Raw genomic sequence first — 15,062 nt, forward strand, 5'->3', positions numbered from 1 at the left:
CCCGAAGGCGGTGTCTGTGGCAGCGGGCGGTTACGCTGTTATCAATTGTCGCAACACATAATGCAAAATCCCCCCGGACTTGAAGTACTCGACCTCATTGAGCGTATCGATCCGGCACAGCACGTCGATCTTTTCCTTGCTGCCATCTTCACGGGTGATCACCAGCGTCAGGTTCATCCGCGGCGTCAGCTCCACGCCGGTCAACCCGAGAATATCCAGGGTTTCCCTGCCCGTCAGGTTCAGACTCTTGCGGTTCTGGTCCAGTTTGAACTGCAACGGCAGCACGCCCATGCCGACCAGGTTGGAGCGGTGAATCCGCTCGAAGCTTTCGGCGATGACGGCTTTCACGCCCAGCAGATTAGTGCCCTTGGCCGCCCAGTCGCGGCTTGAGCCCGTGCCGTATTCCTGGCCTGCGATGACCACCAGCGGCGTGCCTGACGTTTGATAACGCATGGCTGCGTCGTAGATCGGCATTCTCTCCATGGTGGGAATGTAGAAGGTGTTGCCGCCTTCCTCGCCGCCAAGCATTTCGTTGCGGATACGGATGTTGGCAAAGGTGCCGCGCATCATCACTTCATGGTTGCCGCGACGCGAGCCGTAGGAGTTGAAGTCCCGCGGTTCCACACCCTTGTCGCGCAAGTACTGACCGGCCGGGCTGTCGGCCTTGATGTTGCCGGCGGGGGAGATGTGGTCGGTGGTCACCGAGTCGCCCAGCAGTGCCAGCACCCGGGCCCCGGCGACGTCCTTGACCACCGGCGGCGGGCCGCCGATGTCGTCGAAAAACGGCGGATGCTGGATGTAGGTCGAATCGTCCTGCCACACATAGGTCGCCGCTTGCGGCACCTTGATGGCTTGCCATTGCTCGTCGCCGGCAAACACTTCGGCGTATTCCTTGTGGAACATCGACGTGTTGACCTGATTCACCGAATCGGCAATTTCCTTGCTGCTCGGCCAGATGTCGCGCAAATACACCGGATTGCCATCCTTGTCGTCGCCCAACGGCTCACTGCTGATGTCGATGCGCACCGTGCCGGCCAGCGCATAGGCGACGACCAGTGGCGGGGAGGCCAGCCAATTGGTTTTCACCAGTGGATGCACGCGTCCCTCAAAGTTGCGGTTGCCCGACAACACCGACGCAACGGTCAGGTCGGCGGCCTGAATGGCTTTTTCAATCGGCTCCGCCAATGGCCCGGAGTTGCCGATGCACGTGGTGCAACCGTAGCCGACCAGCGCAAAACCCAGTTCGTCGAGATATTGGGTCAGGCCCGCCGCCTTGTAGTAGTCGGTGACCACTTTGGAGCCGGGCGCCAGCGAACTCTTGACCCACGGTTTGCGCTTGAGGCCTTTCTCCACAGCCTTTTTCGCCACCAGGCCGGCCGCCATCATCACGCTCGGGTTGGAGGTGTTGGTGCAGGACGTGATGGCGGCAATTACCACCGCGCCGTTTTTCAGTCGATAGGTCTGACCGCCGTGTTCGTAATCGGCTTCACCGGCCAGGTCCGCGTTGCCCACCGCGACACCGCCGCCGCCCTCGCTTTCCAGGCGTCCTACTTCCTTGCTGGTGGGTTTGAATTGCAGGTCGATGAAGTCCGTGAACGCCTGCGCGACATTGGGCAGGGAAACACGGTCCTGCGGACGTTTCGGGCCGGCGAGGCTGGCTTCGACGCTGGTCATGTCCAGCGCCAGGCTGTCGGTGAATATCGGTTCCTTGCCTGGCAGGCGCCACAGGCCTTGTGCCTTGCAGTAGGCCTCGACCAGTTTCACCGTTTCCGGTGGTCGACCGGACAGGCGCAAGTACTCCAGCGTCACGTCATCCACGGGGAAGAAGCCGCAAGTAGCTCCGTATTCAGGGGCCATGTTGGCGATGGTCGCGCGATCGGCCAGCGGCAGGTCGGCGAGGCCGTCGCCGTAGAACTCGACGAACTTGCCGACCACGCCTTTCTTGCGCAGCATCTGGGTGACGGTGAGCACCAGGTCAGTGGCAGTGATGCCTTCCTTGAGCTTGCCGGTGAGTTTGAAACCGATCACTTCCGGAATCAGCATCGACACCGGTTGGCCGAGCATCGCCGCTTCCGCTTCGATCCCGCCGACACCCCAGCCGAGCACGCCGAGACCGTTGATCATGGTGGTGTGGGAGTCGGTGCCGACCAGCGTGTCGGGAAACGCGTAGGTGCGGCCATCCTCGTCCTTGGTCCAGACCGTGCGGCCGAGGTATTCGAGGTTGACCTGATGGCAGATCCCGGTGCCCGGCGGCACCACGCTGAAGTTGTGGAAGGCGCTCTGGCCCCAACGCAAGAACGCATATCGCTCACCATTGCGTTGCATCTCGATGTCGACGTTCTGCTCGAAAGCGCTGGCGCTGCCAAACTTGTCGACCATCACCGAGTGGTCGATCACCAGGTCCACCGGCGACAGCGGGTTGATCCGCTGCGGGTCACCACCGGCCTTGGCCATGGCGGCGCGCATGGCGGCCAGGTCGACCACGGCGGGAACGCCGGTAAAGTCCTGCATTAACACGCGGGCGGGGCGGTACTGGATTTCGCGGTCGGAGCGACGCTCCTTGAGCCACGCGGCAATCGCCTTGAGGTCGGCGCCGGTGACGGTTTTTTCATCTTCCCAGCGCAGCAGGTTTTCCAGCAGCACTTTCAACGACATGGGCAGCTGGTCGAGATCACCGAGGCTCTTGGCAGCATCGGGCAGACTGAAATAATGGTAGGTCTTGTCGTCGACTTGCAGGGTTTTAAGGGTTTTCAGGCTATCGAGGGACGGCATTGAAATGACTCCTTTGAGCCCGCACGGCTACGGGCTGACGGGACGGACAGAGCTCTTAACCTAGCCCTGTTTGGACGTTAAGGCTAATAACTGGACTCTATGGTGAAGTCCGAGGTTCCGAACTCGGCTATCATGCGCCGGTTTTCGTGACAGGCTTTGCTACAGGGCAAGTTTGCGCATCGATTCATTGCCGATTGCCCAGGAGATTCAATGAACACCCTCTTTATGCATTGCCGGCCGGGCTTCGAAGGCGAAGTCTGTTCCGAGATTGCCGAGCACGCCGCCCGCCTGAACGTGGCTGGTTATGCCAAGGCCAAGACCGCCAGCGCCTGCGCCGAGTTCATCTGCACCGAAGAAGACGGCGCTGAGCGCTTGATGCGTGGCCAGCGTTTCGCCGAGCTGATCTTCCCGCGCCAATGGGCGCGCGGAATCTTTATTGATCTGCCGGAAACCGACCGCATCAGCGTGATCCTCGCGCACATGGCGGACTTTCCGCTGTGCGGCAGCCTGTGGCTGGAAATGGTCGACACCAACGATGGCAAGGAACTGTCGAACTTCTGCAAGAAGTTTGAAGGTCACCTGCGCAAGGCGCTGATGGCCGCCGGCAAACTGGTGGAAGATGCGCACAAGCCGCGCCTGCTGCTGACGTTCAAGAGTGGCCGTGAAGTGTTCATGGGCCTGGCCGAGTCGAATAATTCGGCGATGTGGCCGATGGGCATTCCGCGCCTGAAGTTCCCGCGTGAGGCGCCAAGCCGTTCGACGCTGAAACTGGAAGAGGCGTGGCATCACTTCATTCCTCGTGACCAGTGGGATGAGCGTCTGCACAGCGACATGACCGGCGTTGATTTGGGCGCTGCCCCCGGCGGCTGGACCTGGCAACTGGTCAATCGCGGGATGCTGGTGACCGCCATCGACAACGGTCCGATGGCCGAAAGCCTGATGGACACCGGTCTGGTGCAACACTTGATGGCCGACGGTTTTACCTACAAGCCCCGGCAGCCGGTGGACTGGATGGTGTGCGACATCGTCGAGAAACCGGCGCGCAACGCCTCGATGCTGGAAGAGTGGATTGGCGAGGGGCATTGCCGGGAAGCGGTGGTCAACCTCAAACTGCCGATGAAACAGCGCTATGCCGAAGTGAAACGCTTGCTGGAACGCATCGCCGAGGGCTTCAAGGAGCGCGGCATTCGGGTTGAGATCGGCTGTAAACAGCTGTATCACGACCGGGAAGAAGTGACGTGCCATCTGCGTCGGCTGGACGTGAAGAAACCCAAGTCCCGCTGAAACAGGCAGGTCAATGTGGGAGCGAGCCTGCTCGCTCCCACTGGTACGGTGTCCACCACAGATGATGTTAAAAGCCGACAATGCCGGCCAGTTTCAGGAGTTAATCATGAGTGAAATGCTTGATACGCCGGTAGACGGCACCCTCGACGCCACCGGCCTCAACTGCCCGGAACCGGTCATGATGCTGCACCAGCACATCCGCGACCTGGTGCCCGGCGGCCTGCTCAAGGTGATCGCGACCGATCCGTCGACCCGTCGCGACATTCCCAAGTTCTGCGTGTTTCTGGACCATGAACTGGTTGCGCAGCACGAAGAGGCAGGCACCTACCTGTACTGGATCCGCAAGAAACTCGCTTAACCCGCCGAATGACTGATGCGGATCCGCTTGCGTGCACTGCGCGCCAGGCGGATCGACAGCATCAGCGCCGCGCAGCTCAAGCCCACGATCAAACCTTGCCACAGCCCGCTCGGGCCACTTGGCGCACCTAGCCAATTGGTCAGGCCCAGTGCGTAACCCACCGGCAAACCAATCCCCCAGTAAGCGAACAGGGTCAGGATCATCGTTACCCGCGTGTCCTGATACCCGCGCAATGCGCCGGCTGCCGTCACCTGAATGGCATCGGAAAACTGGAACAGCGCCGAGTACACGATCAACATCGCGGCCACTTGAATCACCGTCGGGTCAGCGGTGTAGATCGCTGCAATGTGCTCGCGCAGCAACAGCATCATGCTCGCGGACAGGCAGGCATACGCCAGCGCTGTGCCCATGCCGACACCGGCGGCGAAACGCGCCTCGCGTGGTTCCTGTCGACCGAGGGCCTGGCCGACCCGCACCGTCACGGCCATGCCGAGGGAGTAAGGAATCATGAACACCAGCGAGCTGAAGTTCAGGGCGATCTGGTGCCCGGCCACCACGGTGGCGCCGAGGCTGCCGATCAGCAGCGCAATGACGGCAAAGATGCTCGACTCGGCGAACACCGCGATCCCGATCGGCAGGCCAATGCCCAGCAAGCGCTTGATCACCGACCACTGCGGCCAGTCGAAACGGCTGAACAACTGGCTCGACTGATACGCCGGCGCCCAGCGTTCCCAGCCGGCCATGCCCAGCGCCATTACCCACATTACAATCGCCGTGGCCCAGCCGCAGCCGACACCGCCCATGGCCGGCACACCGAAGTGGCCATAGATGAAGATGTAGTTCAGTGGAATGTTCAACGCCAGCCCGCACAGGCCCAGTACCATCGCCGGACGCGTACGGCCCAGGCCATCACTGAAGCAGCGCAACACATGGTAGAAGGCGACGGCGGGCAAGCCGCTCGCGATGCCATGCAGGTATTGCATGCACGGGCCGATCAATTCGGGATCGACCTTCATCATGTGCAGGATCGGCTCGGCGCTGAACAGCATGCCGGTCGCCATCAAACCCACCACCAGAGCCAGCCACAGTGCCTGACGCACAATCGGCCCGATTTCGCTGTGGGTGCCGGCGCCAAAGCGCTGGGCGACTTTTGGCGTGGTGGCCAGCAAGGTGCCGGTCATCAGCAGGAACACCGGGACCCAGATGGAGTTGCCCAGTGCGACCGCCGCCAGGTCCCGAGGCCCCACCCGGCCCGCCATCACCGCATCGACGAACCCCATGGCAGTGGTCGCCAGCTGCGCGATCATGATCGGCAGCGCCAGGGTGAGCAGGTTTTTCAGCTCCAGGCGAACCCGGGCCGGGCGGGTGAGGGTGGTAGCGGCAAGGCTGTCGGTCACGGAATTCAAAGGCGAAACGTCCAAAGGTGTTGATGCGCAAAGCGATGCATTCTACGCCCTGACGCAGTGGTCAGGAAAAGTCCTGTGTTAGGGATTTGTAATCAACAAACCCGTTCCACACCGAACCCATTTGTGGCGAGGGAGCTTGCTCCCGCTGGGCTGCGGAGCAGTCCTAATCCAAGCGACATGATTTTAACGGTTGTTGTGCGTTGGAAGGTTTTGGGATTGCTGCGCAATCCAGCGGGAGCAAGCTCCCTCGCCACAGGAGGAGTGGTGACTTTAATGCTTGCTGGCCCACAAAGGTCATCTCCGCCTACACTGCCGATCCGCCAAAGGAGCCTGCCATGCTGATTGTTGCCGACGAAAATATCCCGCTGCTCGATGCCTTCTTCTCTGGGTTCGGTGAAATCCGCCGGGTGCCGGGACGTTCCATCGACCGCGCCACCGTCGAACACGCCGATGTGCTGCTGGTCCGCTCGGTGACCAACGTCAATCGTGCCTTGCTCGAAGGCAGCAGCGTGCGCTTTGTCGGCACGTGCACCATCGGCACCGATCACCTGGACCTGGATTACTTTCAGCAAGCCGGCATCACCTGGTCCAGCGCACCCGGCTGCAATGCCCGGGGCGTGGTCGACTACGTGCTCGGCAGTCTGCTGACCCTGGCTGAAATCGAAGGCGCTGACCTGACTCGGCGCACCTATGGCGTGGTCGGTGCCGGCGAAGTCGGCGGTCGTCTGGTCAAGGTCCTGCAAGGTCTGGGCTGGAACGTGCTGGTGTGCGATCCACCCCGGCAGGCGGCTGAAGGGGGTGATTTTGTCAGCCTCGAACAGATCATCGAGCAGTGCGACGTCATCAGCCTGCACACGCCTTTGAAGAAGCACGGCGCGCAGTCGACCTGGCATCTGTTCGATAAAAAACGCTTGGGCCAGCTCAAGCCTGGCACTTGGCTGATCAACGCCAGTCGTGGCCCGGTGGTCGACAACGCCGCCCTGCGGCAGGTGCTGCTTGAGCGCGAAGACCTGCAAGCGGTGCTCGACGTCTGGGAAGGCGAACCTGAGGTCGACGTGGCGCTGGCTGAACTGTGCGTGCTGGCGACGCCGCACATTGCCGGTTACAGCCTTGATGGCAAACAGCGCGGGACGGCGCAGATCTATCAGGCTTATTGCGAGTTTCTCGGACAGCCGGCTCAGGTCAGCCTGAGTGATTTGCTGCCGGCGCCGTGGTTGTCGCAAGTGACCCTGCATGCGCAGGCTGATCCGGCGTGGGCGCTGGCCATGCTGTGCCGTGGCGTGTACGACCCGCGCCGTGACGATGCGGATTTTCGCCGCAGTCTTGTAGGTAGTGTGAACGAACAGCGTGCGGCGTTTGATGCATTGCGCAAGCATTACCCGTCGCGTCGGGAGATTGATGGATTGCAAGTGCGGATTGAGGGGGATTCGGCTGAGTTGCGCAGGATTGTCGCGGCGTTGGGGGCTTCGCTCATCTGAACACCGGGTTGGCCCCATCGCGAGCAGGCTCGCGATAGCCGCACCGCCATTTCCAGATAAGCACCCATAAAAAACCCGGCCAACCAGGGCCGGGTCAAGAAGACGGTGGCTATATCACTCTTGTTCGGCAGGCTTGACCAATCGCTTTTCCAGTTCGCTGCACGCTTTCTGGATCATGTCTTCAGTGATCGGTACTTCACGCCCATCGGCATCGATAATCGAGCAACCCAGAGACTGGTCGGGCTGTGTGCGGATCACTTGAATCTTGTCTTCGCTGCTGTTTTGCAAGGACATGGCCTGTCTCCTCTTCAGGTGTGTGCTTACTTTAGAACCTTCAGGTGACCGGGCTATGACAACTCCCTGCGATCTTTCCCGAACGGCAACGCCACTCCACCAGATATTTAAGTACGTTGCCACCCGGACTTTAGACCAATAGCGTCTAGCAGCTAGTCGTCCCGGTCATAATTAACCTGACTCATTATGATTTACAGAGTTCACCCGCTGGCCGTGTAGGCTGGCGATATCAATGGCGTACTGGATAACCCCGATGCTCTCTGCCCGTCACCGCCGCGCGATCCGCCTGACCCTTCGCTTTCTTGCGCCGTATCGCTGGCAAGCCTTTGGCGCCTTGCTCGCGTTGATTGTCACCGCCGGCATCACCTTGTCGATGGGGCAGGGCATTCGCCTGCTGGTGGATCAGGGGTTCATGACCCAGTCACCGCACCTGCTGAATCAATCCATCGGCTTGTTCATGGTGTTGGTGGTGGGATTGGCGATCGGCACCTTCGCGCGTTTTTATCTGGTGTCGTGGATCGGCGAGCGTGTGGTCGCAGACATCCGCCGGCAGGTGTTCAATCACCTGGTTTATCTGCATCCGGGGTTCTACGAAAACAATCGCAGTTCCGAAATCCAGTCGCGGCTGACCGCCGATACCACGTTGCTGCAATCGGTGATCGGATCATCGTTGTCGCTGTTTCTGCGCAATCTGCTGATGGTCATCGGCGGGATTGTGTTGCTGTTTATCACCAACCCCAAACTCACCAGCATCGTGGTGATTGCATTGCCGCTGGTGATTGCCCCGATCCTGATTTTCGGCCGGCGGGTGCGCAATCTGTCGCGCCTGAGCCAGGACCGGATTGCCGATATCGGCAGTTATGTCTCCGAAACCCTCGGCCAGATCAAAACCGTGCAGGCCTACAACCATCAAGTCCAGGATGAGCAGCGCTTTGCCGTGACCGTGGAGCAGGCATTCGACACCGCGCGTAAGCGCATCTTCCAGCGCGCCTGGTTGATCACGCTGGTGATCGTGCTGGTGCTGGGTGCTGTCGGCGTGATGCTTTGGGTCGGTGGCATGGACGTGATTGCCGGGCGGATCTCGGCCGGTGAACTGGCGGCGTTTGTTTTCTACAGCCTGATCGTCGGCAGCGCCTTTGGCACCTTGAGTGAAGTCATCGGTGAGTTGCAGCGCGCGGCGGGTGCGGCCGAGCGGATTGCTGAATTGCTGCGTTCGGAAAACATTATCCAGCCGCCGACCACCGGCCTGGTGACCTTGCCAAAGCGGGTTAAGGGCGATCTGGTGCTACAGGACGTGCGTTTTTCCTATCCGTCGCGGCCCGAAAGTTACGCCGTTGACGGCTTGAGTCTGACCATTAACGCGGGCGAAACCCTCGCTCTGGTGGGGCCGTCCGGGGCCGGAAAATCCACGGTATATGACTTGCTGCTGCGCTTTTACGATCCGGCCGCTGGGCAGATCCTGCTCGATGGCGTGCCGTTGACCCAGCTCGATCCACTCGACCTGCGCCGTTGCTTCGCGCTGGTTTCGCAAAATCCTGCGCTGTTCTTCGGCAGCATCGAAGAGAACATACGCTACGGTAATCCGGGCGCCACCCTGGCTCAGGTTCAGGAAGCGGCAAAGATCGCTTATGCCCACGACTTCATCGAGCAAATGCCTCACGGTTACCAGACGCATCTGGGCGACGGCGGCCTCGGTTTGTCCGGTGGCCAACGCCAACGCCTGGCCATCGCTCGCGCATTGCTGGTGGACGCGCCGATCCTGCTGCTCGACGAAGCCACCAGCGCCCTCGATGCCCAGAGCGAACACCTGATCCAGCAAGCCCTGCCCAGCCTGATGAAAAACCGCACCACGCTGGTGATCGCCCACCGTTTGGCCACGGTGAAAAACGCCGACCGGATCGCGGTGATGGACCAAGGGAAACTGGTGGCTGTGGGGACGCATCAGGCGTTGATTGCGAGCAATGCGCTGTATGCGCGGTTGGCGGCGTTGCAGTTTAGTGATGGGCACAACACGGTTATCGACCCGGTTACCGACTAAGTCGAGCACCCAAAAAAATGCCCGCATCAACCGATGCGGGCATTTTTTTTGTCAGTGGGTAAAAACGGAATCACTGATCGTCAAAATACCGCTCATGCCAATCCACCAGCGGCTGTGGCGAATTAAGCTTCTGGCCGTAGATCACCGAGTACGACAGCACGTTCTGCACATACTGACGGGTTTCGTCGAACGGGATGCTTTCCACCCAGACGTCGAAGCTAAGGTGGTCTGCACCGCGCAGCCACTGACGCACACGGCCAGGGCCGGCGTTGTAGGCGGCGGAGGCGAGGACGCGGTTACCGTTGAACTGGGAATGGACCTGGCTCAGGTACGCGGCGCCGAGCTGGATGTTTTTGTCCGGGTCGAGCACTTGCTGCGGCGAGGCCAGCGGAATGCTGAACTTGCGTGCGGTTTCCTTGGCGGTGCCGGGCATCAATTGCATCAGGCCGCTGGCACCGACGCCGGAGCGGGCGTCGTCCATGAAGGCGCTTTCCTGGCGCGTGATCGCGAACACCCAGCTTGGATGCAGGCCGCGGACCTTGGCTTCACGGACCAGGGTTTCGCGGTGGGCCATCGGGAAGCGGATGTCCAGATCGTCCCAGTACTGCGCCTGGCTGATGGTGCGGATCGCCGGGAAATACCATTTCAGGTCATAGGCCAGTTTCGCTTGGGCGACCATCTCGTCACGGTTGAAGTGACGGCTGACGTAATACCACTCGCGACGACCATCGACGACCTGGCCTCGGGCGTGGAACTCCAGGGCTCGACGTATACCCGGCGTGTTGCGCACCTTGTTGATGGTGGCCTGGCTGAGTACCAGCGGTTTGTTGAGCAGCGAATACGGTAGTTGCGAACGGTCGGCGGCAAGGAAACCATAGAAATCACGTTCGCGGGCAAGGCTCTTGTACAGCGTCTGCGCTTCCGGGTTTTGTGGTTGCGCCAGCTCAAGGGTGCGAGCCTGCCAGTAGCGCCAGCGGTTGGTGGTCGCCAGGTCCTGTGGCAAGCGGCGAGACAACTGATAGGCATCGTCCCAGCGAGCCAGGCGAAGCAGCAGGCGCAGGCGCCATTCGGACACGGTGTTGTCGCGCAGTTCCGGGTCGTACTTGGTCATGACATCGAGCGCGCGAGCATCATAGCGTCGCGCCAGCGTCAGGCCGATTTCGCGGGCGATTGCCACTTTTTCATCGCGGGAGAAGTGCATGCTGCTGGCATAACCGTCCAGCAGGTCCATAGCCTTGTCCGGGTCCTGCTTGGCCAGGCGGCGCAGGCCGAGGCTGACCACGTCGGACATCGGTTCGTCAGCCGGGGTGAAGCGCGAAGGCTGGTTGAGCAGCTCGGGTTTTTGCGCCACATCAATCAGCAGCCGACCGCGCGGAGCGAGGGTGGTCAGGCCGCTAACCAGACTGTTGGCCAGCGGATAATTGCGCGCCTGGGCAGCAAGCTTGGTGCGCTCCCAGCGTTTTTGTTCGGTCAATTGACCTTCGGCAGCCCATTGCCCGAACAGCGCATCGCAGGCAGCCGGTTGGGATTTTCCGGTCAGCCACAGTTTGTTGGCGTTGGCATAGCCTTCGGCCTTCTGGTTGTGGCCAATCTGATACTGCGCGTTCAGGCAGTCCAGTTCGGTGAAGTTGAGCTTGGGGTCGTAATACTTGACGAAGGTCGCCCAGTCGCCGCGGTCGGCCAGCCAGCGCAGCCAGCGCAATTTCATCCAGTTGGCTTGCGGCAGGTCACCATGGTCGGCGAGGAATTTCTCGATTTCGGCATTGCTGGCGGTTTTCAGGCGAGCGGTCAACTCGTCATAGGCCAGGTACGGCTCCAGCGGGTAATCACTGAGGGCCTGGCTGTAGCGAAAGTAAGGACCGGTATCGCCTTTGGCCAGGGCGCGCTTGGCTTCATCGTAATATTGGCGCTGGGTGGACAGGTCCACCGCCTGGGCTGATTGAACGGCAGTGGCAGAAAGAAGCAGGCAAGATAAAAGACTGAAAAGGCGACTGCGCATGAGACGTCCGGGCAGAGAAATCATGACAAGTGCGGGGATTGCCCGCACTGAATAATCTGTAGCTTAGCCTTTTGCCAGCAACGGGCGAAAGCTTTGCAGGCCTGTCAGCCCAAGTTCGTAACATTTGTTATGCAGAGTGCTTCGAGAGTGAAATTGCCGGCCTTCTGAAGCCTCAAGTCAGGTAGAATGCGCGCCCGGTTTTTGGAGAAGCTCATGACCCTGCTCAAATTCAGCGATGTGTCCCTTGCTTTCGGCGCTATGCCGTTGTTGGACAAGGTGTCCTGGCAGATCGCCCGTGGTGAGCGGGTGTGCATCATCGGCCGCAATGGCACTGGCAAGTCCAGCATGATGAAGCTCGTCAAGGGCGACCAGAAGCCCGATGAGGGCTCCGTTTGGCGTGCACCTGGCCTCAAGATTGGCGAATTGCCGCAAGAATTGCCGGTAGCCGACGAGCGGACCGTGTTCGACGTGGTTGCCGAAGGCCTGGACGGCGTGGGCGAGCTGCTCGCGCAGTATCACCACCTGAGCCAGAACATCGTCACCGACGCCGACCTGGACAAGCTGATGCACGTCCAGCACGACCTCGAAGCCCGCGATGGCTGGCGTTTGCAGCAACTGGTCGACAGCACATTGAGCCGTCTGCAGTTGCCAGCCGACAAGACCCTCGCCGAATTGTCCGGCGGCTGGCGTCGTCGCGTCCTGCTGGCTCAGGCCCTGGTTTCCGAACCGGATCTGTTGCTGCTCGACGAACCGACCAACCACTTGGACATCGGTGCCATCGCCTGGCTTGAAGAAGCGTTGAAGGATTTCCAGGGCGCCGTGCTGTTTATCACGCACGACCGTTCATTCCTGCAAAACCTCGCGACCCGCATCCTCGAGCTGGACCGCGGTGGCCTGATCGACTGGAACGGCGACTACGCCAGTTTCCTCGTGCACAAAGAAGCGTCCCTGGCCGCTGAAGAAACCGCCAACGCGCTGTTCGACAAGAAGCTGGCCCAGGAAGAAGTCTGGATCCGCCAGGGCATCAAGGCCCGTCGCACCCGTAACGAAGGCCGTGTTCGCGCATTGAAAGCCTTGCGCGTTGAGCGAAGCGAGCGTCGTGAGCGCACTGGCAAGGCCAACATTCAGCTGGATACCGCTGACAAGTCCGGCAAGCAGGTGATGGTCCTCGAGAACGTGAGCTTTGCTCACCCGGGCGGCCCGTTCCTGATCAAGGACTTCTCGATGGTCCTGACGCGCGGCGACCGTATCGGTCTGCTCGGCGCCAACGGTACCGGCAAGACCACGCTGTTGAAGCTGATGCTCAGCGGTCTGCAGCCAACCAGCGGCACAGTGGAAGAAGGGACGCGCATCGACGTGGCCTACTTCGACCAGTTGCGCCATCAGTTGGACCTGGAAAAGACCGTGATCGACAACGTGGCCGAAGGTCGCGACTTCATCGATATCGATGGTCAGAGCCGTCACGTGCTGAGCTACCTCGGCGACTTCCTGTTCAGCCCGCAGCGTGCCCGCACGCCGGTCAAGGCGCTGTCCGGTGGTGAGCGTGCCCGTCTGTTGCTGGCCAAACTGTTCAGCAAGCCGGCGAATCTGCTGGTCCTCGACGAACCGACCAACGACCTCGACGTTGAAACCCTCGAACTGCTGGAAGAGGTCTTGCTGACCTTCAACGGCACCGTGTTGATGGTCAGTCACGACCGGGCATTCCTCGACAACGTGGTCACCAGCACCCTGGTCTTCGAAGGTGAAGGCAAGGTTCGCGAATACGTCGGTGGTTATCAGGACTGGCTGCGTCAGGGCGGCTCGCCGCGCCTGCTGGGCGTAACCGAGAGCAAATCCGGCAAAGCCGACCTGACCTCCGCGGTGGTTACGGCTGAGGCTGCGCCTGTCGTTGCTACTGCTGAAGCGCCGCTGGCGAAGAAGAAGTTGAGCTACAAGCATCAGCGTGAGCTGGAAATGCTGCCGGCTCAGATCGAAGCCATGGAACAGCAGATCGCGGCGGTTGAAGCGCAAATGGCCGATGCCGGTTTCTACCAGCGTCCTGCTGCCGAAACGGCTGCGGTGATTGCGCAGTTGGAACAGTTGCAGGCCGAGCTGGACGTGATGGTCGAGCGCTGGGCCGAACTGGATGCCTGATTGATCCCGTAACAAAAAAGCCCGGCGTTCAGTGATGAGCGCCGGGCTTTTCGTATGGAATGCGATCTACTGCTCGCTGTAGATCTCCTGTAGGAGTGAGCCTGCTCGCGATGAGGTCGTATCAGTCGATATCAATGTTGACTGGCAGGGCGCCTTCGCGAGCAGGCTCGCTCCCACAAGGGGTTAGCGTTTTACCAGGTGCACCGCGAGCACATCGCATGGCGCGCCGTGCAGCACGTCATTGGCGGTTGAGCCCAGCAGCAATGCCAGGCCGTGTCGACCATGGCTGCCCACCACGATCAGGTCGCAAGTCTGTTCCTTGGCCAGATGGTGAATCTCCTGGCGCGGCTGGCCGTAAGTCAGGTGGCTGTATTCCTTGGAGAGTTCCGGATACTTCACAATCAGCCGGTCCAGGCGCTCCTTGGCCTGATCGAACTGCTGTTGTTGCAGTTGTGACAGGTCCATCGGGACGTCGCCGCCAAAGGCCATGGCCATTGGTTCGACAATGTGCACCAGGGACAACTTCGCCCCGTTGCTCACAGACAGCTCGCGAGCGCGGTGGATGACAGGGTCGCACTCTTCGGTTAGATCTACAGCGACCAGAATATGGTTGTAGGGCATGAGGTGCTCCTCCTGAGGATTGCAATATTGGTAAGTATGGCTGGTTTCAAGCGCAATGGTTCCAAAGTGACCCAAAGCGCCCATCAAGAATCGGGAGTACAGATATGACGGTCTGGATAGTGGTGTCAATCCTGCTGGTGGTGTTGAGTCCACTGGCGTGGTTGCGACCGTCGCGTGGTCAGAGCGGGCGCATGGCCCTGCGAATGGAGGCGCGACGCATCGGCCTGGCCATGCAGCTGGCGCCTCAGGAGTGGCCGCACTGGCTGAGCCAGGAGCCGCCGAGCCCGTGTGCGCAGTATCATCGGCCGCGCCGTGGCAATCAGCCGGCGTGCTGGAGCTACTGGCAAAAATCACCGGGTGTGTGGGTGAATCAGTGGCAGGAGATTTGTGAGGATCGAGCCTTGCTCAATCATTTCGAAAAATTGCCAGCCAATGTCTACAAGGTCGAGGCTGACAAGCAGATGATCACCTTGTATTGGGGCGAGAAGGGCGAGGCGACCGTTTTGCAGGACATTGACGCCGTGCTCAAAGCGCTGGCGTGAAATGAGAGCGTTGCGCTCTGCAAGGGCGCGCAATGCGGACAGACAGGCAATAAAAAGCCCGACATCATCATCGGGCTGGGGTTGGCCAGGCAGGCCGGTAATTCGCTGTAGGGCTGATCTTGCGCCGGGCATTCGCC

General features: G+C 60.6%; 11 protein-coding genes. 6 read left to right on the forward strand and 5 right to left on the reverse strand.

Going from position 1 to position 15,062, the window contains the following annotated elements; genetic code table 11:
• Window positions 1-30: 30 nt before the first annotated feature.
• A complete protein-coding gene (gene acnA, locus AC07N8_RS03825; RefSeq protein WP_483840238.1) occupies window positions 31-2,772 on the reverse strand; it encodes an aconitate hydratase AcnA in 2,742 nt (913 codons plus the stop codon).
• 210 nt (window positions 2,773-2,982) lie between these two features.
• Here acnA and rlmM point away from each other — a divergent pair, with 210 nt between their 5' ends.
• Both rlmM and tusA read left to right on the forward strand, forming a co-directional pair.
• A complete protein-coding gene (gene rlmM / locus AC07N8_RS03830) occupies window positions 2,983-4,056 on the forward strand; it encodes a 23S rRNA (cytidine(2498)-2'-O)-methyltransferase RlmM (protein ID WP_493142123.1) in 1,074 nt (357 codons plus the stop codon).
• A 106-nt stretch (window positions 4,057-4,162) separates the two neighbouring features.
• Entirely contained in the window at window positions 4,163-4,414 is a 252-nt protein-coding gene (gene tusA / locus AC07N8_RS03835) for a sulfurtransferase TusA (RefSeq protein ID WP_007945068.1), read from the forward strand.
• Here tusA and AC07N8_RS03840 read toward each other — a convergent pair.
• Entirely contained in the window at window positions 4,411-5,820 is a 1,410-nt protein-coding gene (locus AC07N8_RS03840) for an MATE family efflux transporter (protein ID WP_493142121.1), read from the reverse strand. The genes tusA and AC07N8_RS03840 overlap by 4 nt on opposite strands.
• 335 nt (window positions 5,821-6,155) lie before the next feature.
• Between AC07N8_RS03840 and pdxB the strand changes: the two genes are divergently transcribed.
• Window positions 6,156-7,298 (forward strand): 4-phosphoerythronate dehydrogenase PdxB, encoded by a 1,143-nt coding sequence (gene pdxB, locus AC07N8_RS03845; protein WP_493142119.1) that lies wholly within the window; start codon window positions 6,156-6,158, stop codon window positions 7,296-7,298.
• 114 nt (window positions 7,299-7,412) lie between these two features.
• On the opposite strand, the gene AC07N8_RS03850 is transcribed toward pdxB, so the two are convergent.
• A complete protein-coding gene (locus tag AC07N8_RS03850; protein WP_027921696.1) occupies window positions 7,413-7,592 on the reverse strand; it encodes a PA1571 family protein in 180 nt (59 codons plus the stop codon).
• A gap of 244 nt (window positions 7,593-7,836) precedes the next feature.
• Here AC07N8_RS03850 and AC07N8_RS03855 point away from each other — a divergent pair, with 244 nt between their 5' ends.
• A complete protein-coding gene (locus AC07N8_RS03855) occupies window positions 7,837-9,630 on the forward strand; it encodes an ABC transporter transmembrane domain-containing protein (protein WP_493142266.1) in 1,794 nt (597 codons plus the stop codon).
• A gap of 70 nt (window positions 9,631-9,700) precedes the next feature.
• On the opposite strand, the gene AC07N8_RS03860 is transcribed toward AC07N8_RS03855, so the two are convergent.
• Window positions 9,701-11,629 (reverse strand): transglycosylase SLT domain-containing protein, encoded by a 1,929-nt coding sequence (locus AC07N8_RS03860; protein ID WP_483840234.1) that lies wholly within the window; start codon window positions 11,627-11,629, stop codon window positions 9,701-9,703.
• 213 nt (window positions 11,630-11,842) lie between these two features.
• Between AC07N8_RS03860 and AC07N8_RS03865 the strand changes: the two genes are divergently transcribed.
• Entirely contained in the window at window positions 11,843-13,762 is a 1,920-nt protein-coding gene (locus AC07N8_RS03865; protein WP_493142117.1) for an ATP-binding cassette domain-containing protein, read from the forward strand.
• Window positions 13,763-13,945: 183 nt separating this feature from the next.
• Here AC07N8_RS03865 and AC07N8_RS03870 read toward each other — a convergent pair whose 3' ends face one another.
• The gene (locus AC07N8_RS03870; RefSeq protein ID WP_483840232.1) at window positions 13,946-14,383 is read right to left on the reverse strand and encodes a universal stress protein; all 438 of its coding nucleotides are present in this window, start codon (window positions 14,381-14,383) and stop codon (window positions 13,946-13,948) included.
• A 104-nt stretch (window positions 14,384-14,487) separates the two neighbouring features.
• Here AC07N8_RS03870 and AC07N8_RS03875 point away from each other — a divergent pair, with 104 nt between their 5' ends.
• Complete coding sequence (locus AC07N8_RS03875) at window positions 14,488-14,925, forward strand: hypothetical protein (protein WP_010456364.1); 438 nt, start codon at window positions 14,488-14,490, stop codon at window positions 14,923-14,925.
• Window positions 14,926-15,062: the final 137 nt, after the last annotated feature.

The organism is Pseudomonas sp. GW821-FHT10C09 (genome assembly GCF_059415465.1).

Coding starts and splice junctions, on each gene's coding strand:
- AC07N8_RS03850 (WP_027921696.1), bottom strand. CDS start 7,592: ATGTCCTTGCAAAACAGCAGCGAAGACAAGATTCAAGTGATCCGCACA.
- rlmM (WP_493142123.1), top strand. CDS start 2,983: ATGAACACCCTCTTTATGCATTGCCGGCCGGGCTTCGAAGGCGAAGTC.
- acnA (WP_483840238.1), bottom strand. CDS start 2,772: ATGCCGTCCCTCGATAGCCTGAAAACCCTTAAAACCCTGCAAGTCGAC.
- tusA (WP_007945068.1), top strand. CDS start 4,163: ATGAGTGAAATGCTTGATACGCCGGTAGACGGCACCCTCGACGCCACC.
- AC07N8_RS03875 (WP_010456364.1), top strand. CDS start 14,488: ATGACGGTCTGGATAGTGGTGTCAATCCTGCTGGTGGTGTTGAGTCCA.
- AC07N8_RS03865 (WP_493142117.1), top strand. CDS start 11,843: ATGACCCTGCTCAAATTCAGCGATGTGTCCCTTGCTTTCGGCGCTATG.
- AC07N8_RS03860 (WP_483840234.1), bottom strand. CDS start 11,629: ATGCGCAGTCGCCTTTTCAGTCTTTTATCTTGCCTGCTTCTTTCTGCC.
- AC07N8_RS03870 (WP_483840232.1), bottom strand. CDS start 14,383: ATGCCCTACAACCATATTCTGGTCGCTGTAGATCTAACCGAAGAGTGC.
- pdxB (WP_493142119.1), top strand. CDS start 6,156: ATGCTGATTGTTGCCGACGAAAATATCCCGCTGCTCGATGCCTTCTTC.